The 24081-nt window shown below is 72.6% G+C and carries 19 protein-coding genes and 1 pseudogene; 13 read left to right on the top strand and 7 right to left on the bottom strand.

Annotated features, from left to right (window positions below; all coding sequences use genetic code 11):
• Positions 1–359 (top strand): annotated as a pseudogene (locus H180DRAFT_RS21995) (transcription termination factor Rho); the annotation flags it as partial.
• A gap of 63 nt (positions 360–422) precedes the next feature.
• On the opposite strand, the gene msrB reads toward H180DRAFT_RS21995, so the two are convergent.
• The 4 genes from msrB to H180DRAFT_RS21975 all read right to left on the bottom strand — a co-directional run bounded on the left by msrB (position 423) and on the right by H180DRAFT_RS21975 (position 3939).
• Entirely contained in the window at positions 423–830 is a 408-nt protein-coding gene (msrB, locus tag H180DRAFT_RS21990) for a peptide-methionine (R)-S-oxide reductase MsrB (protein ID WP_055487827.1), read from the bottom strand.
• A 42-nt stretch (positions 831–872) separates the two neighbouring features.
• Positions 873–2282, bottom strand: coding sequence for a UDP-N-acetylmuramate--L-alanine ligase (gene murC, locus H180DRAFT_RS21985; RefSeq protein WP_055487826.1), 1410 nt, complete (start codon positions 2280–2282; stop codon positions 873–875).
• A gap of 274 nt (positions 2283–2556) precedes the next feature.
• Positions 2557–3024 (bottom strand): hypothetical protein, encoded by a 468-nt coding sequence (locus H180DRAFT_RS21980; RefSeq protein ID WP_055487825.1) that lies wholly within the window; start codon positions 3022–3024, stop codon positions 2557–2559.
• A 117-nt stretch (positions 3025–3141) separates the two neighbouring features.
• On the bottom strand, positions 3142–3939 hold the full coding sequence (locus tag H180DRAFT_RS21975) for a pyrimidine reductase family protein (RefSeq protein ID WP_055487824.1): 798 nt from the start codon (positions 3937–3939) through the stop codon (positions 3142–3144).
• A gap of 94 nt (positions 3940–4033) precedes the next feature.
• On the opposite strand from H180DRAFT_RS21975, the gene zapE reads away from it, so the two are divergent.
• The 5 genes from zapE to H180DRAFT_RS21950 all read left to right on the top strand — a co-directional run bounded on the left by zapE (position 4034) and on the right by H180DRAFT_RS21950 (position 11737).
• Positions 4034–5197: a cell division protein ZapE gene (zapE, locus tag H180DRAFT_RS21970; RefSeq protein WP_107097731.1), complete on the top strand. Its 1164-nt coding sequence runs from the start codon at positions 4034–4036 to the stop codon at positions 5195–5197.
• Between the two features lie 139 nt (positions 5198–5336).
• Positions 5337–6722 (top strand): alkaline phosphatase PhoX, encoded by a 1386-nt coding sequence (locus H180DRAFT_RS21965; protein WP_055487823.1) that lies wholly within the window; start codon positions 5337–5339, stop codon positions 6720–6722.
• A gap of 1012 nt (positions 6723–7734) precedes the next feature.
• A complete protein-coding gene (locus H180DRAFT_RS21960) occupies positions 7735–8400 on the top strand; it encodes a peptidyl-tRNA hydrolase (protein ID WP_254666132.1) in 666 nt (221 codons plus the stop codon).
• Positions 8401–8521: 121 nt separating this feature from the next.
• Complete coding sequence (locus tag H180DRAFT_RS21955; RefSeq protein WP_079100301.1) at positions 8522–9862, top strand: MbnB/TglH/ChrH family RiPP precursor modification enzyme; 1341 nt, start codon at positions 8522–8524, stop codon at positions 9860–9862.
• Positions 9863–10147: 285 nt separating this feature from the next.
• Positions 10148–11737, top strand: a complete 1590-nt coding sequence (locus H180DRAFT_RS21950) for an alpha/beta hydrolase (protein ID WP_055487822.1) — start codon at positions 10148–10150, stop codon at positions 11735–11737.
• A gap of 76 nt (positions 11738–11813) precedes the next feature.
• Here the strand turns inward: H180DRAFT_RS21950 and hemQ are convergent, their stop codons facing one another.
• Both hemQ and hemG read right to left on the bottom strand, forming a co-directional pair.
• Positions 11814–12545: a hydrogen peroxide-dependent heme synthase gene (hemQ, locus tag H180DRAFT_RS21945; RefSeq protein ID WP_055487821.1), complete on the bottom strand. Its 732-nt coding sequence runs from the start codon at positions 12543–12545 to the stop codon at positions 11814–11816.
• A 4-nt stretch (positions 12546–12549) separates the two neighbouring features.
• Complete coding sequence (gene hemG / locus H180DRAFT_RS21940) at positions 12550–13983, bottom strand: protoporphyrinogen oxidase (RefSeq protein WP_079100310.1); 1434 nt, start codon at positions 13981–13983, stop codon at positions 12550–12552.
• Positions 13984–14084: 101 nt separating this feature from the next.
• On the opposite strand from hemG, the gene H180DRAFT_RS21935 reads away from it, so the two are divergent.
• Complete coding sequence (locus H180DRAFT_RS21935) at positions 14085–15503, top strand: FAD-dependent oxidoreductase (protein WP_055487820.1); 1419 nt, start codon at positions 14085–14087, stop codon at positions 15501–15503.
• A gap of 94 nt (positions 15504–15597) precedes the next feature.
• Here H180DRAFT_RS21935 and hemE read toward each other — a convergent pair whose 3' ends face one another.
• Positions 15598–16665: a uroporphyrinogen decarboxylase gene (gene hemE / locus H180DRAFT_RS21930; protein ID WP_055487819.1), complete on the bottom strand. Its 1068-nt coding sequence runs from the start codon at positions 16663–16665 to the stop codon at positions 15598–15600.
• Between the two features lie 265 nt (positions 16666–16930).
• Between hemE and H180DRAFT_RS21925 the strand changes: the two genes are divergently transcribed.
• The 6 genes from H180DRAFT_RS21925 (at position 16931) to H180DRAFT_RS21900 (ending at position 23944) form a co-directional block, all read left to right on the top strand.
• The gene (locus tag H180DRAFT_RS21925) at positions 16931–17599 is read left to right on the top strand and encodes a DUF3000 domain-containing protein (protein ID WP_055487818.1); all 669 of its coding nucleotides are present in this window, start codon (positions 16931–16933) and stop codon (positions 17597–17599) included.
• A gap of 252 nt (positions 17600–17851) precedes the next feature.
• A complete protein-coding gene (locus H180DRAFT_RS21920) occupies positions 17852–18526 on the top strand; it encodes a response regulator transcription factor (RefSeq protein ID WP_045865701.1) in 675 nt (224 codons plus the stop codon).
• A 231-nt stretch (positions 18527–18757) separates the two neighbouring features.
• The gene (locus H180DRAFT_RS21915; protein WP_055487817.1) at positions 18758–20035 is read left to right on the top strand and encodes a ribonuclease D; all 1278 of its coding nucleotides are present in this window, start codon (positions 18758–18760) and stop codon (positions 20033–20035) included.
• Positions 20036–20090: 55 nt separating this feature from the next.
• Entirely contained in the window at positions 20091–20408 is a 318-nt protein-coding gene (locus tag H180DRAFT_RS21910) for a hypothetical protein (RefSeq protein ID WP_055487816.1), read from the top strand.
• A gap of 183 nt (positions 20409–20591) precedes the next feature.
• On the top strand, positions 20592–21815 hold the full coding sequence (locus tag H180DRAFT_RS21905) for a thiolase family protein (protein WP_055487815.1): 1224 nt from the start codon (positions 20592–20594) through the stop codon (positions 21813–21815).
• On the top strand, positions 21812–23944 hold the full coding sequence (locus H180DRAFT_RS21900; protein ID WP_055487814.1) for a 3-hydroxyacyl-CoA dehydrogenase NAD-binding domain-containing protein: 2133 nt from the start codon (positions 21812–21814) through the stop codon (positions 23942–23944). The genes H180DRAFT_RS21905 and H180DRAFT_RS21900 overlap by 4 nt, the downstream gene beginning before the upstream one ends.
• The last annotated feature ends 137 nt before the right edge of the window (positions 23945–24081 follow it).

Below are 24081 nucleotides of genomic sequence, written 5' to 3'. Positions count from 1 at the left end.
TGGCCGCCGCTTTGGTGGAGACCGGTTCGCGCATGGACGAGGTGATCTTCGAGGAGTTCAAGGGCACCGGCAACATGGAGCTGAAGCTGGACCGCAAGCTCTCGGAGAAGCGGATCTTCCCCGCCGTGGACGTGGACGCCTCCGGCACCCGCAAGGAGGAGATCCTCATGGCGGGCGACGAGCTGCAGATCATCTGGAAGCTGCGCCGGGTCCTGCACGCCCTGGACCAGCAGCAGGCCATCGAACTCCTCCTGGACAAGATGAAGCAGACCAAGTCCAACACCGAGTTCCTGCTCCAGATCCAGAAGACCACCCCCACCCCCGGCAACGGCGGCAACGGCGGCAACGGCACAGCCTGACCCGGCGTGCGCACGGCGACGCCGGGCACCGGCCCCTGGCCGGCGCCCGGCAAGCAGCGCGCCTCAGGACTCCGAGGGCACCAGTCGTACGGAGATGCTGTTGATGCAGTAGCGCTGGTCCGTCGGGGTCGGGTAGCCCTCGCCCTCGAAGACATGGCCGAGGTGCGACCCGCAGCGGGCACACCGGACCTCGGTGCGGAGCATGCCCATCGAGTGGTCCTCGATCAGCTCGACGGACTCGGCCTGCGCCGGGTCGTAGAAGCTCGGCCAGCCGCAGTGCGACTCGAACTTCGTGTCGGAGCGGAAGAGTTCCGCTCCGCAGGCCCGGCAGTTGTAGACGCCGGTCGTCTTGGTGTCGGTGTATTCACCCGTGAAGGCGGGCTCGGTGCCGGCCTGGCGCAGCACCCGGTACTCCTCAGGGCTCAGCTCGGCCCGCCACTGGTCTTCCGGCTTCTCGATCTCGTACGTCACGGCCGGTAGGCCTCCTTCGTCTGTTCCCAGGGCTCCACGTGGTCAGTGCGGCAGCCGGGCGAGGATCTCGGGGCCCAGCTCCGTCACGTCACCGGCTCCCATGGTGAGAACGAGATCACCGGGCTCCGCCATTCCCGCCACCAGCTCGGCGCCCGCCGTGCCGGTCTCAGCGTGCCGCACGTCGGCGTCCGCGGCGCGTGCCGCATCGATGATCAACTCACTGGTGACGCCCGGAATGGGGTCCTCACGGGCCGGATAGATGTCGAGGACGACGGAGGCGTCGGCCAGGGCCAGCGACTCCCCCATCTCGGTGGCGAGCTCCTGCGTGCGGCTGAAGAGGTGCGGCTGGAAGAGCACGATGATGCGTCCGTCGCCCGCACCGCCGCGGATCGCCTCCAGGTCGGCGGTCATCTCCGTCGGGTGGTGGGCGTAGGAGTCGATGACCTGGACGCTGTTCGCCTCGCCCTTGAGCTGGAGGCGTCGCCGTACGCCGGTGTAGGTGCCCAGAGCCTTCGCCAGCTCGTCCGCCGGTACACCCAGCTCGGAGCCCGCGACGAGCGCGGCGACGGCGTTGAGCGCGTAGTGCCTGCCGGGCACGAAGACCGCGAAGGTCACCTCCTGCCCGTCGAGCCGCACGGTGGTCTCGCTGGTCAGGCCGTGCGGGGTGATGTCGAGGACGCGTACGTCCGCGTCCTCCGCCTCGCCGTAGGTGCGGACCCGCACCTGCCCGCGTTCGCGCACCCGGCGCGTCAGCTCACGGGCGCCCTCGTGGTCGGCGGAGACGACGAGCACGCCGCCGGGGCGGATGCGGTCGGCGAAGGTCACGAAGGATTCGTAGATCTCCTCCATGGAGGAGTAGTTGGCGTGGTGGTCGAGCTCCACGTTGAGCACGATGGCCACCTCGGGCGCGTACTTGTGGAAGCTGCGGTCCGACTCGTCGGCCTCGGCGACGAAGATCTCACCGCGTCCGTTGTGCGCGTTGGAGCCCGGCTCGTTCAGGTCGCCGCCGATCGCGTACGACGGGTCGAGGCCGAGAGCGCCCAGGGCGACGGCGAGCATCGAGGTGGTCGTGGTCTTGCCGTGGGTGCCGGCGACGGCCAGGGGCCGGCAGGCATCCATCAGCGCGGCGAGCGCGTCCGAGCGGTGCACGACGGGAACGCCGCGCGACGCCGCCGCGGCCAGCTCGGGATTGTCGGGGCGGATGGCACTGGAGACGACGACGCTGGTGGCGTCCTGAGCGAGATGCGCGGCGTCGTGGCCGATGTGCACGGTCGCACCGAGTCCGCGCAGCGCTGCCGCCGTCACCGACTCCCTGGCGTCGCTGCCCTGCACCCGCGCTCCGCGCTGGGTGAGGATCTTCGCGATGCCTGACATCCCCGCACCGCCGATGCCGATGAAGTGCGGACGGGCGAGGTCCGCCGGGACCGTCGGGCTGGGCAGGTCGGCTGCCATGCGGGCGCCTCCATGACTCGTACTCTCGCGAACGGACGCGCCACGCGGCTCCGGGAAGGCCCCGGAACGTCCGCGACGCGCCCGCCCAGCCTATTCGCTGCGGGGCGGCGGCCCCGCCTCCGGCTCCGCGTCATCCCTGTCCGGCACTCCGCGGGGCCTCCACCCGGCAGGACTCCGGCAGACACGTGGCAGCGGGACGTCGGAGAGGCGGCAGAGGGACGGCGGAGAGGCGGTGGCCAACCGGCAGCGTCCGCCACCAGGGCCGCCGGGAAGGTCAGGGTGTGTGGGCGAACAGCTTCAGCACCGGGACACCCACCTTGTGCCGGGCCCGTGTCGCCCAGTCGCGGTGGAAGAACTCCTCGACCAGGTGCGGGGCCGTCAGCACGATGACCTCGTCCGCCTTGTGCCGCTCCACCGTCCCGGTCAGCACGTCGACCGGATGCTTCTCGATGATCTGGCCCTCGGCCTCCGCACCCGCCTCGCGCAGCAACGTCAGTGAGTGCTCCAGAGCGGTGACGGCCGGACTGTGGGTGTCGCGGTCCTCCGGTTCGCTGCCCTCGCGGACTGCCTGGTCGAACTCTCCGAGTGCGACGTCGTCCAGGGCCCGCAGCAGGCGGTCCTGGTCCCCTCGCGGCTGCATCAGTACGACGAAGGAGACGTCCTCGTCACCGTGCAGCGTCGTGACGAGTTCCACATCGTCGGACACCAGCGGCTTCTCGATCATCAGTACGGTCGTGAACACTGCGGCGCCCTTCCTCCCACGTGGAGCCCTCGGCTCCGTGACGATCATCCAGCCATCGGCTGCCCGCCCAGACGGCACTCACGCACACAGGCCGCCGGCGAATTCATCCGGACCGCTCTACTCCGCCGCCGGACCCGGCCGCTGGTACCGCGTGAACAGGAACCCGTCCTCTTCCAGTACCCCGGCGAGCCGGAAGTCCACCGGCACCTGCATCCCGGGCCCGTTCACGATCCGTACGGCCTCGCCCGAGGTGACGCGCGGCGCGACCGTCAGGCACAGCTCGTCCAGGACCTCGCCGGAGACCAGTTCCCCCAGCAGCCGCGGGCCCCCCTCCGTCAGCAGCCGCCGCAGGCCCCGCTCCGCCAGGGCGGCGACCAGCCGGGCGGGTTCGGCGGCGGTTCCCTCGCCCGCGAAGACGACCTCGGCGCCCGCGTGCCGTGCGGCCTCGATCCGGTCCGAGGGCGCCGCCGCACCCGTCACCAGCAGCGTGGGGACCACGGGACGCGTGAAGAGCGGCGCGGAGAAGTCCAGGTCGAGGCCCGCGCTGACGACCGCGATCGCCGGAGCCGGGCCCTGCCCGGCGGCGGCCCGTCGGCGGACGAAGACGTCCCGCTCGCGCGCGGGACCGTAGCCCTCCTGGCGCACGGTCTGCGCTCCCACCACGACCGCGTCCGCAAGGCCCCGCAGCACGCCGAAGATCCGCATGTCGGCCGCGGACGAGAGGGGCTGCGAGCGCCCCTCGTGATGGGCGGCGCCGTCCAGCGAGGAGACCATGTTGGCGCGCAGCCACACTCCCCTCCCCGAGGCCGCCGGCTCCGGGTAGGCGTAGGCCTCGGCCAGGTCGTCGATGCTCCACCGGCCGCCCTCGGGGGCAGCGGGACGCTCGTCGGCGGGGAGTGGGAACAGACGTCGCATGGGACGGCAGTGTGGCACGCCGCCGCAGGCCGGCCGTCCGGCGGCCGGGCCCTGCGTAACCGCGGTTCCACGCCCGGCCGGCGGCCCAACTAGCATGAACGGCGTGTCCAGCTCCCTCGACTCGCACGGTTCCGCCCGCGGTTCCGGCCCCGCCGCCGGCGCGGCCCACCCTGCCGGTGCCTCCGGCGAGCGGAGCGCGCCGCTCTCCCTGACCGCGCGCGAGCCGCGGGTGCCCGCCGAGCGTCTCGTCGCGGAGATGGTGCCGCCGCCGCGCTTCGACTCCGTGCGCTTCGCGACGTACGTGCCGGACCCGGAGAGGCCCAGCCAGTCCGAGGCGGTACGGGCCCTGGAGTCGTTCTCCGCGAGCATCGGTGAGGCTCCGGCTTCCCGGAGCGCGGGCAGCGGCCTGACGCGGTGGTTCCGGCGCGGCAGCGGTTCCGGCGCCCGCCGGGGCTCTCCCCGGGGCGTCTACCTCGACGGCGGCTACGGCGTCGGCAAGACGCACCTGCTCGCCTCGCTCTGGCACGCCACGGAAGCACCCCCGGAGCGCAAGGCGTTCGGCACGTTCGTCGAGCTGACCAATCTCGTCGGAGCCCTCGGCTTCCAGCAGACCGTGCGCACCCTCGGGGAGCACCGGCTGCTGTGCATCGACGAGTTCGAGCTGGACGACCCGGGCGACACCGTCCTCGTCTCCAGCCTCCTCAGCCGCCTCGTCGAACAGGGTGTGGCACTGGCCGCCACCTCCAACACGCTGCCCGGCAGGCTCGGAGAGGGCCGCTTCGCCGCGGCGGACTTCCTCCGCGAGATCCAGGGGCTCTCGGCGCACTTCCGCACGCTGCGCATCGACGGCGAGGACTACCGGCACCGGGGCCTGCCAGCCGCTCCCCCGCCGCTCGAGGAGGACGAGGTCACGCGCGTCGCCAACCTCACCCCCCGAGCCTCGCTCGACCACTTCCCCGCCCTTCTCTCGCATTTGGCCGCGGTCCACCCGAGCCGCTACGGGGCGCTCGTCGACGGTCTCGGCGCCGTGTGCCTGACCGGGGTCGGGCCGGTGCCCGACCAGTCCACGGCGCTGCGGCTGGTGGTGCTCGCGGACCGCCTGTACGACCGCGAACTGCCGGTGGTGGCCTCGGGCGCGCCGTTCGACGAACTGTTCGGGAAGGAGATGCTCGAGGGCGGCTACCGGAAGAAGTACTTCCGCGCGATTTCCCGCCTCACTTCCCTCGCGCGTGACGGCGCACGGCTCGCCGACGGCTGAGCGCACGCCCGCCCGGTCGGCTCCCCCATCCTCACTCCCTCACCGCACGCGCGTAGACGACAGTTGTCGTGGCTAGTGCTCGTACACCCGTCCGCGTGGTAGACACACGAGGTATCTGCCCGCCGACTGGGAGTTCCGTATGACGACACGACGTCAAGTGCTGGCAAGATCGGGCGCCTTGGGAGCAGGCATCGCCTTCTCGGGTGCCCTCTCGGAGTTGTTCACGGGAACCGCCGCCGCCCAGGGCACCGGGGGTCGTTCCGGCTACGGGCCGCTCGTGCCCGACCCGAAGGGCGTGCTCGATCTGCCCAAGGGCTTCAAGTACAAGATCCTCTCCCGCGAGGCCGACGAGCTGCGCTCCGGCGAGGGCAAGGTTCCCAGCAACTTCGACGGGATGGCCGCCTTCGCCGCAGCGAACGGGCACGGCGACCGCCACGGCTCGACCTGGCTCGTCCGCAACCACGAGAACAGGATGGACGCCGAGCACGGCGTGCCCACCGTCGACGGCCTCACCTACGACCCGGAGGCGCTGGGCGGCTGCACGGTCCTCGAAGTCGACCGTCGCAACGAGGTCCTTCAGGAGCGCGTCGGCATCGCCGGTACCTCCACCAACTGCGCGGGAGGCCCCAGCCCCTGGGACACCTGGCTGACCTGCGAGGAGACCGAGTTCAAGGCGGGCGAGGAGGGCTACGCCAAGGACCACGGCTTCATCTTCGAGGTCGGCTTCCGGCACGACCGGCCCACCTCCACCGAGCCGCTGTCCGCGATGGGCCGCTTCCAGCACGAGGCCATCGCCTTCGATCCGCGCAACGGCGTCGTCTACGAGACGGAGGACGCCTTCGAGAAGCCGTTCGGCCTGTTCTACCGGTTCCTGCCGGAGAAGCCGCTGGGCGGATACGGCTCCCTCCACGCGGGCGGCACCCTCCAGGCCATGCGGGTGCCGGGCGTGCCCGACCTGTCGGTCGTTCAGGAACCCGGCACGAGCTTCGAGGGCATCGAGTGGGTCGACGTCCCCGACCCGCTCGCCAAGGAGACGGCGATCCGCTTCCAGGACTTCGGCAAGGACGGCATCACGCACGCCCAGAAGCTGGAGGGCTGCTACTGGGGCGGCAAGTCCGTCTACTTCGTCTCCAGCTTCGCCAAGACCGCCGACGGCTCGAAGGCCGACCACTACGGGCAGGTCTGGCGCTACGACCCGAAGCACAAGAAGCTCACGCTCGTGGTGATCTTCGGGCCCGACTCGGATCTGGACATGCCGGGCGAGGAGCCGGACAACATCTGCCTGGCGCCGAGCGGCGGCCTCATGGTGTGCGAGGACGGCGAGGGCGCCCAGCACGTCTACGGGCTGACCAAGCACGGCTCGGTCTACCCGATGGCCAGGAACCGGCAGAACACCGGCTCCGAGGACGAGCCCGCGTGGGGCGAGTTCGCGGGTGTGACCTTCTCGCCGGATGGCCGCACGATGTACGTCAACTGCTACGACCCCGGCACCACGTTCGCGGTGACGGGCCCCTGGAAGCACTGAGCCGGCCGGCACCGCCGCCGGGCTCCCTCCGGGCACTGCCGCCGGACACTGCCGTACGGCCCGGACCCCTCGGGGTCGGGCCGTACGGGGTCGGGATTCGCGGGGGTGGTGTGCGGGGCGGGTGTGCGGGGTGCGGGGTGCGGGGTGCGGGGTGCGGGGTGCGGGGTGCACCTGACGGTTCGTGGTGGGTGCGGGGGCGTGCCGTTCCGGCGGGTGTCCCGGGGCGGCATGATTTCCCTCCCTGTACCGGTTCGGGTCTTCGTGCTGCCTTCCATATGCCGGTCCGCAAATCACGTTTAAGCCCCGTGCCCCCCGCCTCCACGTCCCGCCCCCTCCCGCCCGTCTCGCGTCTGCCGCTCAGGTCCCCCCCTTCTCCCTCCGGGAGTCCGGCTGGCTCGCGGCTGGCGCGCCGGTGGCCATCTGGGTCACTCGCGCAGGTTCGTCCGGTGACTCAACTCCTCTGCCTCGTGGAGGGGTTCACCGACGCTCGGGGCTGGGCGCGCTTGGGCCCGGTGTCCATCCACGTTGCGGGGCCATCGGCCGCGCCCGTCGAGGACGACGGGGTACGGGCCCCTGGCCGGTGTGGAAGAGGGGGTTATGGCGACCCTCTGGGGAGAGCCGCGGACGGGCGGGAGGGGGCGGGACGCGCAGGGGGGCATGGACGGGCCCTTGGGGTCTCCCCAGCGAAGCGTGGGGAAGTGATTTGCGGACCGCCATATGGGAGGCAGCACGAAAGCCCTTGACGGTCCAGGGAGGGAAATCATGCCGCCCGGACTTGCCCCCCGGAGCGGCACGCCCCCGGCACCCCGAACCCACGCAAAGCACCGCGCACCCCCGCACCCGAACGCAAACCCGGCCGCCGCCGACGCTGCGCCGCCGAACGCTGCGTGTACCGATCGTCAACTCGCCCAAGACTGGACGCATTCGGACGCCCCTACGGCTCGCCGGGGAGTGGATCCCGCGCGGCTTCGGCCTTGGATCTCCCGTAGTCGGGGGCTGGCAGACTGGCCGGGTGAACGACGCACAGGAGTACGCGCTGCCGCTGGTCGTCCGGGTGGAGCGGGAAGCGCCGCCGGAGCGCACCGACGCGCTGGAGACGGCGGCGCGCGCGGTGCTCACCTTCCTGTCCGACGAGCGGGCGGCGGAGGACGGCGAGTGGGGCGAGCGTGTGCGGGCGTGGGAGGACAGCGCGATCCGCAAGGTGGTGCGGCGGGCACGCGGCGCGGACTGGCGGCGTGCGGAAGCGCTGCCCGGCGTGACGGTGACGGGGCGGACGGCGGCGGTGAGGGTCTGTCCGCCGGTGCCCGTCGACGACTGGCCGAGGGACCTGGCGCGGTTGCAGGTCTCCGGCACCGAACTCACCGACCCGGAGCCGCCCGCGGCGCCGCCACCCGGGGTGCCGGTGATGTGGCTGGCGCCGGATCTGGAGATGTCGGCGGGCAAGGCCATGGCGCAGGCCGGACACGGCGCGCAGTTGGCCTGGTGGGAGCTGTCCGCCGCCGCGCGCACGGACTGGCGCGAGGCCGGCTTCGACCTCGCCGTGCGCAGGGCCGCCGGTCCGGGGCAGTGGGCCCCCTTGGTCCGCGGCGGACTCCCGCTCGTACGGGACGCCGGCTTCACCGAGGTCGCGGCGGGTTCGGTCACCGTGGTCGCCGGCCATCCCGCGCTGCAGACCTGACACGGCGCCGCGGGCGGGCCCGTGCACACGTGCCGAACCTCAATTCCCGCTCAGAACACGGCACACGGTGGATTCGGCGGACGGTTCCGTGGCATGAGCGAGGAATACAGGGGAGGCACACATGGGATCGGCGTCCACGGGCGGGGCACACCCGCCGACGGCCGGCACTGCGGTGCGGCTGGGCACGGGCGTCGGCTGGCGGCCCGAGATCGCGGACGGGATCGAGGCACTGCCGGGCATCGACTGGGTCGAGGCCGTCGCGGAGAACCTCTGCCCGGACCATCTGCCGGACGCCCTCCGGCGCCTGCGTGTGCGCGGCACGCCGGTCGTCCCCCACGGGGTCTCTCTCGGGCTCGGCGGCGCCGAACCGCCCGATCCGGCACGGCTGTCGGCGCTCGCCGGGATCGCCGAGGCCCTCGGGGCGCCTCTCGTCACCGAGCACATCGCCTTCGTGCGGGCAGGCGGCCCGGGCACCGGCCGGCCGCAGATGGAGGCGGGCCACCTGCTGCCGGTGCCGCGCACGCGGGACGCCCTGGACGTGCTGTGCGAGAACGTACGGACCGCGCAGGACGCCCTGCCCGTTCCGCTCGCGCTGGAGAACATCGCCGCGCTCGTCGAATGGCCGGGCGAGGAACTCACGGAGGGCTCCTTCCTCGGCGAACTCGTGGAGCGTACCGGTGTGGGCCTGCTGATCGACGTCGCCAACCTGCACACCAACCACGTCAACCGCGGCGAGGAGCCGGCCGCCGCGCTGGACGAACTCCCCCTGGACGCACTGGCGTACGTGCATGTGGCGGGTGGCTTCGAACGGGACGGCGTCTGGCACGACAGCCACGCGCATCCCGTTCCGCAGCCCGTGCTGGATGTTCTCGCCCAGCTCTGCGCACGCACGCACCCACCGGGAGTGCTGCTGGAGCGGGACGAGAACTTTCCGCCCCTGAGCGAACTCGCAGACGAGCTCGACGGCATACGCAGCGTGGTCGAGGGCAGCGTGCGGCCACACGGGCCCAAGGGAGTCGAGCGCCCCAGGGCGGGCGGGGAGACCGCCGGGACCGCCGCCGCGCGCGAACGGCTCGCACGGGAGCAGGCCGGGCTGCTTGCCGCGCTCGTCGCGGGCGCGCAGCCGCCGGAGGGCTTCGACCGCGACCGGCTGGCAGTGCAGAGCCGTGCACTCGTCGCGAAGCGCACCGGCGTCGTGGCGAAGGTCGCGCCTCAACTGCCGGAGATCATGGGCGAGTCGGCCTTCCGCGCGGCCTTCGCCTCGTACGCGCGGACCCGTCCCCTGACGGGAGGACACCGGCGCGACGCGCTGGACTTCGCGGCCCACGTGCTGGACACGGGCCGCGCCGGCGGCCGCCGCGCCCGCAGGAGGCTGCGGACGTGGTGGCTGGAGCGCTCCGGTCCGGAACCGCTGCCCGGGGGACGGCTCGCCCGCGCGCTGCACCTGATGCGCACCCGCTGACGAGGACGGGGCCGTCCGGCTCCCCGCCTCCTTCACGCCCGGCGCCGGCTGCCGTCTCCGGCCGGGAACTCTCCCGCGTACGGGCGGACTTCGCACGGCGTTCGCCATCGGTCGCCGCTTCGGGCGCACCGCCGCCGACACCGGCCGGCGGTCCTTTACTTCGTCAACTCCCGCGCCGACCATGCGTGTTGTCACGCCATGCATGCATACGATCACTGCCAGTGCAACAAGTTGTCGGCTGCCGGAGCCGCGTCCGGCCGCCGCGCAACAGGAACGAGGCACCCCGTGCGCTCAGTCGCGATCCATGCCGCGCTCGGGGCTCTGGTTCTCACGGCCGTGCTGCCGGGCGGCACCGCCCCGGGCGGCCTGCCCCTGCCGCTGCGCGACGTACGCGAGGCGGCCGGTGCCGCCGAGGCGGCCGAGGCGGCGTGGGCGGCGGGCATCGGCTGGGGCAAGTGCCCGGCTGCGGAGGGCCTTCCGTCATCCGCCGAGTGCGGCAGCGTCACCGTCCCCCTCGACTACGCCGACCCGCACGGGGAGAAGATCCGGCTGGCGGTGAGCCGCAGACGTGCGACCGGGCCGGCGCCCGTGAGACGCGGGCCCCTGCTGCACAACCCGGGCGGGCCCGGGGCCGACGGCTTGGACTTCCCGCTCTACGCCGCGGTGCGGGGAGGAGTGTGGAAGGAGCTCAACCGCTCCTACGACCTGGTCGGTTACGCACCGCGGGGTGTCGGCCGCTCCGGGCCGCTGCTGTGCGGGGACCCTCACACGGTGGGCGAGGCGCACAGCGGCCCGGCACGCTCGCCGCGAGTGCCGTCCGAGCGGTTCAAGCGGAGGATGCGCCGGCAGGCGGCCGCGTTCGCCGCGGAGTGCTCACAACGGCACGGGGCGCGGCTCGCCCACTTCACCACCGCCGACAACGCCCGGGACCTCGATGTCCTGCGAGCCGCCCTGCGCCGCCGGAAGACCGACTTCGTCGGAACCTCGTACGGCAGCTACCTCGGCGCCGTGTACGCCACGCTCTTCCCGGACCGGGTGGGCCGTCTCGTGCTCGACAGCGTCCCCGATCCGCGCCCGGAGCGGATCTGGTACCGCAACGCCCTCGAACAGAGCGAGGCGTTCCAGCGGCGCTGGCGCGACTTCACCTCCTGGGTCGCCGGACACGACTCCGTCTACGGACTGGGCCGCACGGCACACACCGTGCAGCGCAACTTCGACCGGGCCCGCGACGCCCTCGACCGGGGGCAGCCGGTCGGCTGGAGCGGCAGCCGCGCCGGCTCGCGGCAGCTGCTGCGCGGCTACCTCGAGGCCGGCTACGGCGACGACAGCTGGCCCCGGCTGGCCGGGGCCCTCGCCGACTTCCGCGAGGGCGACCCGCGTGCCCTCGCCGGGGTGGCCGCTCCCGGTCCGCGTGGCTCGGAGCAGCGGATGAACAGCGACTCCGTCTACCGCGCCGTTCCGTGCTCCGAAGGGCACTGGCCGCGCGAGTGGTCACGCTGGGACCGCGACGGCACCGCGCTCGCGCGGGAAGCGCCCTTCCAGACGTGGGAGAACCTGCGGGCGAACCTGCCGTGCGCCTACTGGGGGGTCAGGCCCTCACGGCCCGTCGACGTGCGCACCGCGCCGGGCGAAGTGCCGCCTGTGCTGCTGCTCGCCTCGACACGCGACGCGGCGACTCCCTATGCGGGCGCCGTGGAGACCTGGAAGCGGCTGTCCGGCTCGTCCCTCGTCACCGAGCGGGGCGCGGGCTCGCACGGCGTCGCCGGCGGCGGCGCATGCGCCGACCGGCATCTGGCCGCCTACCTGCTGGAGGGCAGAACACCCGGCCGCCGGGCCGACTGCCCCGCACCTCCCGCACCACGCCCCGACCGCTGAGCCCTGACGCCCTGACGCCCTGACGCCCTGACGCGACCGCCCTTACCGCCGCTGACCCCTGGTGCCGCGCCCCGCGCTAGACCAGCCCGGCCAGCAGCTCCGCCACGGGCTTGCGGCGCCCCGTGAAGAACGGCACCTCTTCCCGTACGTGCATCCGCGCCTCCGAACCGCGCAGGTGACGCATCAGGTCGACGATGCGGTGCAGCTCGTCGGCCTCGAAGGCGAGGATCCACTCGTAGTCGCCGAGGGAGAACGCAGGCACCGTGTTGGCCCGTACGTCCGGGAACCCGCGGGCCATCTTCCCGTGGTCGGCGAGCATGCGGCGGCGGTCCTCGTCCGGCAGCAGATACCAGTCGTAGGAACGCACGAACGGGTACACGCTCACGTAAGCCCGCGGCTCCTCCTCCGCCACGAAGGCAGGAAGGTGCGACTTGTTGAACTCGGCCGGGCGGTGCAGCGCCATGTTCGACCACACCGGTTCCAGGGCCCGTCCCAGCCGGGTGCGGCGGAAGCGGTTGTAGGCGTCCTGAAGGGCATCGGAGGACTCCGCGTGCCACCAGACCATCAGGTCCGCGTCGGCGCGCAGCCCCGAGACGTCGTAGGTGCCGCGCACCACGACGTCCTTCTCGGCGAGCTGCCCGAACAGGTCCTCCACTTCGTCCGCGAGGCCCGAGCGGTCCTCGGGCAGGACGTCGCGCAGCCGGAAGACCGACCACAGGGCGTATCGGACGACCTCGTTGAGGTCCTTGGCCTTCTTGCCCGCGTTGGGCGTCTTCCCCGGCTTGTCCGGCTCAGGTACAGCTGTCATGCGCCTATTCTCGCGCGCTGCCCGCCGCCGCCGGCGCCAGGGTCTCCCGGGCAGCACGCTCCCCGCTCGCGATGCACGCCGGGATGCCCACCCCCTCGTAGGCGGCTCCGCACAGCGCGAGACCCGGCACCCCCTCCACGGCTGCACGGATTCCGGCGATCCGCGCGGTGTGGCCGACCGGGTACTGCGGCAGGGCGCCGTTCCAGCGGCTGACGACACGGTCGACGGGCGCGGCGGCAAGACCCGTCGCGGCGGCCAGATCACGCAGGGACAGCTCCACCAGCTCGGAGTCCTCGCGCTCCAGGACCGACTCCTCCCCGTACCGTCCGACGGAGGTCCGCAGCACGAACAGCTCCGGGTCCTGCGCAGCGACCCAGCCCCACTTGTTGCTGGAGAACGTCGACGCCTTGATGGTGCGGCCTTCGACGGGCGGTACCAGGAAGCCGCTGCCGCCCGGCACGTGCTCCATGTCCGCGCGGCGGAAGGCCATGGTGACCAGCGCCATCGACGCGTACTCCACGGCGCGCAGCCCCTCCGCGGTGGCCGGCGCCTCGTCCGCGAGCAGCCGCGCGGCCTGCCGGGCGGGCACGGCCAGGACGAGCGCGTCGGCTCCGAGCGTCTCGCCGCTCCCGGTGACCACGGTCCACCGTGCGGGGGCCGCGGTGCCGGGCGGTGACGGTTCGCCGGCGGGGTGCGCGCGCACGGCCCGTACGGGAGTGCCCGTGCGGATCACCGCACCGGCGGCGCGGCAGGCGTCGGCCACCGCGCCGGGCAGTCGCCCCACCCCTCCCTCGATCCCCGTGAACACGGGCGACCCGCAGGGCGCGGCCGGTGTCCGCTGCAGCAGCCCGCGCACGCCGGCCAGCAGCGACGTCCCGGCTCGTGCGGCCTCGTAGAGCTGGGGCACGGCGGCGCGCATCGAGATGCGGTACGCGTCGCCCGCGTACACGCCGCCCAGCAGCGGTTCGACGAGACGGTCCACGACTTCGGGCCCCAGCCGCTCCGCCACGTAACCGCCGATGGCGACGTCCTCGCCGACCTCGGTGGGCGGGAGCGAGACGTCCTGGCCGGCGCGCGCGACGCCCTCGTCCGAGAGCAGGCCGCGCAGCGCTTCCGGCTCGCCCGGCACGCCCATCACATGTCCCCTGGGCATCGGGCACATCTCGCCGCGCGACCAGATGGCGGCGCTCGCGGCGGTCGGCGGCCCCAGCGACTCGGCCAGGCCCGCCTCCCGCGCGAGATCCACGCCTTCGGGGCGTCGCGCCAGCATCGACTCCGCGCCCAGATCGACGGCGACGGAACCCGCGACGGAGCCCGTGAGCAGCTTCCCGCCCACCCGCGCCGACCCCTCCAGTACGGTCACCGACGCGCCGCCCGAGGAGAGCCGCAGGGCCGCGGCGAGCCCCGAGATGCCCCCGCCGATCACAATCACACGCATGTGTCCCATCGTCCCAGGGCGGGTACCGCCCAGCGTATTCAGGGCCACGGCGGGAAGCCCGGCCCGAGGGGGAGCCCCGCCCACGACGGAAGGACCCGGACATGCCCGCTGCCCGACGCATGGTCGTCGTCGGAGGTGACGCGGCAGGCATGACGGCCGCGTCGCAGGCCCGCAGGCTCCGGGGGCCGGACGAGCTGGAGATCGTCGCCTTCGAGCGCGGCGACTTCACTTCCTACTCCGCGTGCGGCATCCCGTACTGGATCGGCGGCGACGTCGGGGAACGGGACGCTCTGATCGCGCGCACGCCGCAGGAGCACCGGGAGCGCGGTATCGATCTGCGAACGCGCACCGAGGTCACCGCGATCGACGCGGACGGCGGGCGCGTGCGGGCCCGTGAGCTCCCGCGGGACGCGCCCCCGGGGCCGGAGTTCTGGACCGGCTTCGACGACCTCGTCATCGCGACCGGCGCAAGGCCCAGGCGCCCGCGGCTGCCGGGCATCGACGCCGAGGGCGTGCACGGCGTCCAGTCGCTGGAGGACGGGCAGGCCGTGCTGGACGACCTGGACGCATCGCAAGGGCGCAGGCGCACGGGCCCGGGGAACGGCGGCACACGGAAGGCAGTCGTGGTCGGCGCCGGCTACATCGGCGTGGAGATGGCCGAGGCCCTTCTCCTGCGGGGCTTCGGGGTGACGGTCCTGGAAGGCGCCCCGCAGCCCATGACGACCCTCGACCCCGACATGGGCGAGCTGGTGCGCGACGCGATGTGCGGCATGGGCATGGAGGTGGTGACGGGCGCTCCGGTCACCGCCGTCGAGACGGGCCAGGGCGGCCGGGTCCGCGCCGTCACCACCGAAGAGGCCACGTACCCGGCCGACGTGGTGGTGCTCGGCCTCGGCGTCGCGCCGGAGACCTCGCTCGCGCGGGAGAGCGGGCTGCCGCTCGGCGAATCGGGCGGCCTGCTGACGGACCTGGCCATGCGCGTGCGGGGACGGGAGAACATCTGGGCGGGCGGCGACTGCGTCGAGGTCCTCGACCTGATCTCCGGACGGACGCGGCACATCGCTCTGGGCACGCACGCCAACAAGCACGGGCAGGTCATCGGCGCCAACGTCGGCGGAGGCTACGCGACCTTCCCCGGCGTCGTCGGCACCGCCGTCAGCAAGGTCTGCGATCTGGAGATCGCCCGTACGGGACTGCTGGAGGAGCAGGCACAGGAGGTGGGACTGCAGTTCGTGACGGTGACGGCCGAAGCCACGAGCCGTGCCGGATACTTCCCGGGCAGCCGTCCGATGAGGGTGAAGATGCTCGCGGAACGCGGCACGGGACGGCTGCTGGGCACGCAGATCGTGGGCCGTGAGGGCGCGGGCAAACGGGTCGACATCGCGGCGGTGGCGCTCACCGCCGGGATGTCCGTGGAGCAGATGACGTATCTCGACCTGGGCTACGCGCCGCCCTTCTCCCCGGTCTGGGATCCGGTGCTGGTGGCGGCACGCAAGGCTGCAGCGGCGGTCTCACGCTGACGGACGGCGGGCGTGGGGCGCGCCGGCCGGGACGCGCCCGTCGGGCCGATCCGGGGAACTCGGCGCTCTCACTTCCGTCTTCCCGTCGGCCGAACTACCCGGCCGCCGACTTCTCGTGCACGTACTCCACGAGCCGGGTCAGCGCCTCGGGGTCGGTGTCGGGCAGAACTCCGTGCCCCAGGTTGAAGATGTGGCCCTCCAGGCCGCGCGCCGCGTCCAGTACGCGCTGCGCCTGGGCCTCCACGGCCCCGCGCGGCGCGAACAGCACCGCCGGGTCCAGATTCCCCTGCACCGCCTTGCCGGGCCCGATCCGCCGGGCCGCCTCGTCCAGCGGCACCCGCCAGTCCGCCCCGACGACGTCGGCTCCCGCCTCGCCCATGGCCGTGAGCAGTTCGCCCGTGCCGACGCCGAAGTGGATGCGCGGCACGCCGTAGTGCGCCACCGCCTGGAAGACCTTCGCCGAGGCGGGCAGGACCGAGCGGCGGTAGTCGGCCTCGGAGAGGGCGCCCGCCCAGGAGTCGAAGAGCTGCACGGCCGACGCACCGGCCTCGATCTGCACCTTCAGGAACGTGCCGGTGATGTCGGCGAGCCGGTCCAGCAGGGCGGCCCACAGTTCCGGGTCGCCGTACATCAGCGCCTTGGTGCGTTCGTGGTTGCGGGAAGGCCCGCCCTCGACGAGGTAGCTGGCCAGCGTGAACGGCGCACCGGCGAACCCGATGAGGGGGGTGCCGCCGAGTTCGCGGCCGAGCAGCCGCACGGCCTCCGTCACATACGCGACATCGCCCGGCTCGAGGGGCCGCAGCCGCTCCAGGTCCGCGCGCGTGCGCACGGGCTGCTGCACGACGGGCCCGACGCCCGGCTTGATGTCGAGGTCCACGCCGATGGCCTTGAGGGGCACGACGATGTCGCTGAAGTAGATCGCGGCGTCGACGCCGTGGCGCCGCACCGGCTGCAGCGTGATCTCCGTGACCAGCTCCGGGCGCATGCAGGAGTCGAGCATGCCGATGCCCTCACGCACCTTGCGGTACTCCGGGAGCGAGCGTCCCGCCTGCCGCATGAACCACACCGGGGTGTGCGGCACGGGCTCCCTGCGGCACGCCCTGAGGAATGCGGAGTCGTGCGGGTCGGTCGGCTTGCCCGGCTGGGGTTCTTCGGCGCTCACGCAGGGCAGTCTCCCACGCCACGGAGGGGCCCCTGACCGGCGAGGTGGCGCAGGGGCGTGCGGCTCCTCGCACGTCCCGCTCCGGCGGACGGCGTACCCGTGCCGCGAACCGTCAGTTGTCGGCCAATCTCGCGGCCCGGCAGTCGGCCGTCCGCTCCCTGACCGCGCCCCGCACCCGCGGACATCCTCAACACCCACCATTCTTCGGCCACTTGCGAGTGTCCCTACCGGTCTGCGCCTGCCGCTCGCCCTACTCTTGCGCCCCATGGCAGCGGCGCGACCAACGACGACGGAGGGTTCCGGCGACCCGGGCAACGGGGGCGACGGCGCCCCCTTGCCCTTCCAGCGGGCGGTGGAGGCCCTGAAGACCGCACACACCAGACCCGAGGTGCAGCTCTCGCCGCTGCCCGCGCCCAAGCGCCTGGCCCCCTACTCCTGCGCGCTGTCCGCCGCCGTCATGGACCCGGAGGACGAGTCGGCCGAGCTCGCGGACGGCCGCTTCGTGCTGCTCCACGATCCGGCCGGGCAGGAGTCCTGGCAGGGCACGTTCCGCGTCGTCACCCTGGCCCGCACCGAGCTGGAGCCGGAGATGGCAGGCGATCCGCTGCTGCCCGACGTCACCTGGTCGTGGCTGACGGGGGCGCTGGAGGCCCAGTCGGCGGCGTACTCGGACTCGAGCGGCACGGTGACCAGGTCGGGTTCCTCCTACTTCGGCGGCCTGGACGAGCGCCCGCCGCAGACGGAGCTGGAGATCCGGGCCAGCTGGACACCCCGCCCCGACGAGGCGGCGGCACCCGACGCCCTGCCCGACATGGCCGTCCACCTGACTGCCTGGTCGGAGCTGCTGTGCCAGTGCGCGGGGCTGCCGCCCGAGGCGGGCGAGGGAAGCTCCGTCGTCTCCCTGCCGAAGCGGCGGGGCCCCCAGCCTCTCTGACGGGCGCCTGCCGCGGTGTCCGCGGCGGGCATCGCGGGTCACGGTGCGGATGCACCCGGCGCGCGAGCCCGCGCGGGGCGGCGTCGAGCGACTGTCCTATTCGGGAAATATCGGTCATCAATTGGTGATCTTCCCCTAAAGCAGGGCCCCCGACCTGCCGAAGGAGTCTATGACCCTTCCACACGGAACCCCCCGGCCCACCCCACGCGGTCACCGGAATCGTTCCGTCCGCAGCCAGCCCTCGGAGGCCCGGTGTCTGTTCTTCTTGAGCACCCCACAAGCCTGGTCGCCTACCGCCCGAACAAGCCGACGGCCATGGTCGTCGTGGCCGACCCCCGCGTCCGTTCCACCGTGACCCGACATCTCTGGGCTCTCGGCGTACGTGACGTGATCGAGGCGTCGTCGATCGCGGAGGCACGTCCCCGAGTCAGCAACCCACGCGACATCTGCGTGGCCGACGTCCACCTCCCCGACGGTTCGGGCCTCAGCCTGCTGTCCGAGACCCGTGCAGCGGGCTGGCCCAACGGCCTGGCCCTCTCGGCGGCCGACGACATCGGCGCCGTACGCAACGCCCTCGCGGGCGGCGTCAAGGGCTACGTCGTCACCGGCACCCGCAACAACCTCGGCGCCATGCCGACCCGGCACGGTGCGGCCCCCATCGGCGCAGCCGCCGCGCGCATGCACCGCCGTCCCGGTGGCGGCCCCGGCGGCCCGGGTCACCCCGGTGGCCAGCGTGAGCTGTCCGGACGCGAGGTGGAGGTCCTGCGGCTGGTTGCGGAGGGCCAGTCCAACAAGGCCATCGGCGTCTCCATGGGCCTCTCGGCCCTCACCGTGAAATCCCATCTGGCCCGCATCGCACGCAAGTTGGGCACCGGAGACCGGGCGGGCATGGTCGCCGTGGCGCTCCGCACCGGCATCATCCACTGATCACGCGCTCCCTCGCGGAGCTTCCCCTCCCCCCACACCTCGAGGCGCCCGCCGGCGGCACGGTCCGCAGGCGGGCGCCTCGTGCGTGCACCGCGGAACCCGCCACGGAAGCCGCCGCGGAAGCCGCCGCCGGGCACCGCCGCCTCAGCCCCGCGGGGATTCCGGTGCCACGGGCAACGATCTGCCCGGACATTCGGACAACGACGGGCCTTCCGCAGCTACCCTTGACCGGTGACCGACGCCCGAGAGACCGCATCAGCAAACGCCGCCATGGCCCGGACCGAGGGCCAAGACCCTGGTCAGGCGCCGGTCCCCCTGCTCGAGCCCCGTGAGGGCGTTCCACCCGTGACCGCCGACGAGGCCGGGCTGGCCGAGATCGTCGCCGCTTTCGCCAAGGGCACCGGTCCGGTCGCCGTGGACGCCGAGCGCGCTTCCGGATACCGCTACGGGCAGCGGGCCTATCTCGTACAGCTGCGGCGCGAGGGCGCCGGAAGCGCACTGATCGACCCCGTGGGATGCCCGGACCTGTCGGCGCTGGGCTCGGTGCTGGCCGACTCCGAGTGGGTGCTGCACGCCGCCACGCAGGACCTGCCCTGCCTGCGCGAGATAGGCATGGTGCCCCGGAGGCTGTTCGACACCGAGCTCGCGGGACGCCTCGCCGGGTACGCGCGGGTCGGCCTGGGCGCGATGGTGGAGAACCTGCTCGGCTACGCGCTGGAGAAGGGCCACTCCGCCGTCGACTGGTCCACCCGTCCGCTTCCCGAGCCCTGGCTGCACTACGCGGCGCTGGATGTCGAGCTGCTCATCGACCTGCGGGACGCCCTTGAGGAGGAGCTGGAACGGCAGGGCAAACTGGCGTGGGCGCGGGAGGAGTTCGAGACCATCGCCTCCGCACCCCCCGCTCCGCCGCGCAAGGACCCGTGGCGCCGCACCTCCGGCATGCACAAGGTGCGGCGGCGGCGTCAGATGGCCGTCGTACGGGAGATGTGGACGGCGCGGGACAAGATCGCGCAGAAGCGGGACGTCTCGCCGGGCAAGGTCCTCTCCGACTCCGCGATCGTCGAGGCGGCACTGGCGCTCCCCTCGGACGCGCGGGCCCTCGCCGCCCTGCCGGGCTTCGGGCACCGGATGGGCCGCAAGCAGCTGGACCAGTGGCAGGCTGCCGTCGACAGGGCGAAGGCGCTGCCGGAGTCGGCCCTTCCGCAGCAGAGCCAGACGCCCAACGGCCCGCCTCCGCCGCGCTCCTGGGCCGACAAGGACCCGGCGGCCGCCGCACGGCTCGCGGCGGCGCGGGCGGCGATCACGGCACGCGCGGAGGAACTCGGCATGCCGCAGGAGAACCTGCTGACGCCCGACTCGGTCAGGCGGCTGTGCTGGCAGCCGCCGAGCGCGAGCACGGAGCCCGAGGTGGTCTCCGCGCTGCGTGCGCTCGGAGCCCGGGAGTGGCAGATCGAGCAGACGGCGTCGCTGCTCACCGAGGCACTGGCCGCCGCCGCTCCGTCCGAGTAGCGGGCCTTGGCTGTCCTCGGGCGAGGGGGAGCGGCGCCGGCCCCGGGCGGCGTCCATGGGTGAGCTGTTGCCGTATCTCGTGGTCGCGGGTGTTCTCGCCGCCGTTGTCGGCTTCTTCACGTGGCTGGCGGCGGTCGTGCGCCGTCGCGGCGTCGCCGGCAGCGCCGTGCGCGGCGCACTTGCCGCGCACGACGAGGCGTTCCACGTCACCGCACACGATTCCGCGTACGAGATCCGGGCACAGGCGGAGCGCAAGGTGCCCGTCGTCGAGCCCGGTTGCGGGACGGGCGGGACGGGCCGGCGGCCGTTCGTACCGCGTCCGCGTGCGCGGCGGAGGTGGCGCTTGCGGAAGGGCGGCCCGCGCGGCCGGTGACCGGATCCGCCGCCCGTGTTGCGAGTGTGGTCCGCGGGTCTCGGGGCACGCCGGTGACGGGCGCCGGTGTGACGTGTGCCCCTCACGGCGAACCGGCCTTGCCCCTCAGTTACCCACGGGTAGCATGAGCCCTGGGAAGCGCGCCGTACGGCGTAACTGCACCGCACCTGGAGGAGAGCCAAAGTGCCTCGTACCGCTAGGGACGTCGTCTTCGTCGACGGCGTCCGCACACCGTTCGGCAAGGCGGGCCCCAAGGGCATCTATCACGAGACCAGGGCAGACGACCTGGTCGTGAAGTGCATCCGCGAACTGCTGCGCCGTAACCCGGAGCTGCCGCCCGAGCGCATCGACGAGGTGGCCGTCGCCGCCACCACCCAGATCGGCGACCAGGGGCTGACCCTCGGCCGCACCGCGGGGATTCTGGCCGGGCTGCCCAACACCGTCCCCGGATACTCCATCGACCGCATGTGCGCCGGCGCGATGACAGCGGTGACGAGCACCGCCGGTTCCATCTCCTTCGGCGCGTACGACGTCGTGGTCGCGGGCGGCGTCGAGCACATGGGCCGTCACCCCATGGGCGAGGGCGTCGACCCCAACCCGCGCTTCGTGTCGGAGAAGCTGGTCGACCAGTCCGCCCTGTTCATGGGCATGACGGCCGAGAACCTGCACGACCGATTCCCCCACCTGAGCAAGCAGCGCGCCGACGAGTACGCGGTGCGCAGCCAGGAGAAGGCCGCCAAGGCCTACGCGAACGGGAAGATCCAGCAGGATCTCGTGCCGATCTCGATCCGCCGTACCAACGAAGAGGCGGGAGAGACCGGCTGGGGTCTGGCGACGCAGGACGAGCCGATGCGCCCGGGCACCACACTGGAGAGCCTCGCCGGACTGAAGACTCCCTTCCGCGCCCACGGCCGCGTCACGCCGGGCAACGCCGCCGGTCTCAACGACGGCGCGACGGCCTCGCTCATCGCCGCCGAGGACTTTGCGCAGGAGATGAACCTGCCGGTGAAGATGCGGCTGGTCAGCTATGCGTTCGCCGGTGTCGAGCCGGAGGTCATGGGCGTCGGGCCCGTGCCGTCCACGCAGAAGGCGCTCGCCAAGGCCGGGCTGTCCATCGACGACATCGGCCTCTTCGAGATCAACGAGGCCTTCGCCGTGCAGGTGCTGGCGCTGCTGGACCACTACGGCATCGCCGACGACGACCCGCGCGTCAACCAGTACGGCGGCGCGATCGCCTACGGGCACCCGCTGGCCTCCTCCGGCGTCCGTCTGATGACGCAGCTGGCCCGCCAGTTCGAGGAGCAGCCGCAGGTGCGTTACGGGCTGACGACGATGTGCGTCGGCTTCGGCATGGGCGGAACGGTCATCTGGGAGAACCCGAACTTCGAAGGTGGGGCAGGCAAGTGAGTACCAAGACCGCCGAGTTGCTGAAGGGCGCCGCCGAACTGTTCCCGGACGAGGTCGTCACGCAGGCGCACGTGCGCCACCTCGACCTGCCGGGCGGAGTCGGCCGCTTCGCTCTCATCACGCTGGACAACGGCTTCGACCACACCAAGCCGACGACGTTCGGCCCGGCTTCGCTGGCCAACCTCGACGCGGCCCTCGACCAGGTGGAGAAGGAGGCGAAGGCGGGCGAGATCGTCGGCGTGGGCCTCACCGGCAAGCCGTTCATCTTCGCCGTCGGCGCCGACCTCAAGGGCGTCGAGCTGCTCAAGGAGCACAAGGACGCGCTCGCCATCGGACAGGGCGGCCACGCGGTCTTCCGGCGGCTGGCCGACCTCGGAGTGCCGACGTTCGCGTACTACAACGGCGCGGCCATGGGCGGCGGCGTCGAGGTGGGGCTGCACTGCAACTACCGCACCGTCTCGCAGGCCGCGCCCGCGTTCGGGCTGCCGGAGGTCTTCCTCGGGCTGGTGCCCGGCTGGGGCGGCTGCGCACTGCTGCCGAACCTCATCGGCGCCGACCGCGCGGTCTCCGTCATCATCGAGAACTCCCTCAACCAGAACAAGCAGCTCAAGGGCCCGCAGGTCTACGAACTGGGCATCGCCGACGCTCTGTTCGAGGGCGCGGACTTCCTGGAGCAGTCGCTGCGCTGGACCGCGGCCGTCCTCAAGGGCGAGATCGAGGTCGTGCGCCCCGAGATCGACCGTGACGAGGCGTGGGACCAGGCCGTTGCGCGCGGCAAGCAGATCGCCGACGAGAAGGTGCACGGCGCCGCCCCCGCCGCGTACCGCGCGCTCGACATCATCGCCGCGGCCAAGAGCGGCGATCTGCGCGCGGGCTTCGAGGCCGAGGACAAGGCACTGGCCGACCTGATCATGGGCGGCGAACTGCGCAGCGGCATCTACGCGTTCAACCTCGTACAGAAGCGCGCCAAGCGGCCGGCGGGAGCCCCGGACAAGTCCCTCGCGCGGCCCGTCACGAAGGTGGGCATCGTGGGCGCCGGGCTCATGGCCTCGCAGCTGGCGATGCTCTTCGCGCGCCGCCTCGAGGTGCCGGTCGTACTGACCGACATCGACCAGGAGCGGGTCGACAAGGGCGTGGCCTACGTCCACGAGGAGATCGACAAGCTGCTGCTGAAGGGCCGCGTCAACCAGGACAAGGCGAACCGCCTGAAGTCTCTGGTGACCGGTTCGCTGGACAAGGCGACCGCCTTCGCGGACGCGGACTTCGTCATCGAGGCCGTCTTCGAGGAGATGAGCCTCAAGCAGAAGATCTTCGCCGAGGTGGAGGCGGTCGTGCCGGAGCACGCCGTCCTCGCCACCAACACCTCGTCGCTGTCGGTCACCGAGATGGCCTCGAAGCTCAAGCACCCCGAGCGCGTGGTCGGCTTCCACTTCTTCAACCCCGTGGCGGTGCTGCCGCTGCTGGAGATCGTACGGGCGGAGAAGACGGACGACGCCTCGCTGGCGACGGCCTTCTCCGTGGCCAAGTCGCTGAAGAAGACGGCCGTTCTGGTCAAGGACGCACCCGCCTTCGTCGTCAACCGGGTGCTGACCCGGTTCCTGGGCGAGGTGCTGCGTTCCATCGACGAGGGCACCCCGGTCGACGTCGCGGACCGCGCGCTGGCGCCGCTGGGTCTGCCGATGTCGCCGATCGTGCTGCTGGAGCTGGTCGGTCCGGCCGTCGCCCACCACGTCTCGGGCACCCTGCACACCGCGTTCCCCGACCGCTTCGGCGTCTCGGAGAACCTCGGACGCATCGTCGAGGCGGGCAAGCGCAACCTCTACGTCCCGGGCTCCGCGAAGCCGGAGCTGGACCCGGAGGTCGAGGCGCTCTTCCAGACGGGCGACGTGGCGCTCACCGAGGAGCAGGTGCGGGAGCGGGCGCTGGACGCCATCGCGCAGGAGGTCCGCCTCATGCTCGACGAGGGCGTCGTCGCCGAGGCGCAGGACATCGACCTGTGCCTGATCACCGGTGCGGGCTGGCCGTTCCACCTCGGCGGCATCACGCCGTACCTGGACCGTGAGGGCGTCAGCGAACGGGCCACCGGACGCCGCTTCCTGGAGCCGGGCGTCGCCAGCGTCCCCGCGTAGCACCCGGGGAGACGGACACGGAAGCGGCGGCGTCCGTCCGCGCTCACCGGCAACGGGTGCGCGGGCGGGCGCCGTTCGCCGTCACGGATCGCATCACCCGCGCGACGGCACAGGAGACGGAGAGACCGCGAGGAGAC

The organism is Streptomyces sp. WMMB 322 (genome assembly GCF_900090145.1).
In the GTDB taxonomy this organism is placed as follows: domain Bacteria; phylum Actinomycetota; class Actinomycetes; order Streptomycetales; family Streptomycetaceae; genus Streptomyces.
The sequence above is the reverse complement of the archived record's forward strand: the minus strand, read 5'-3'. Positions and strand labels throughout refer to the sequence as shown.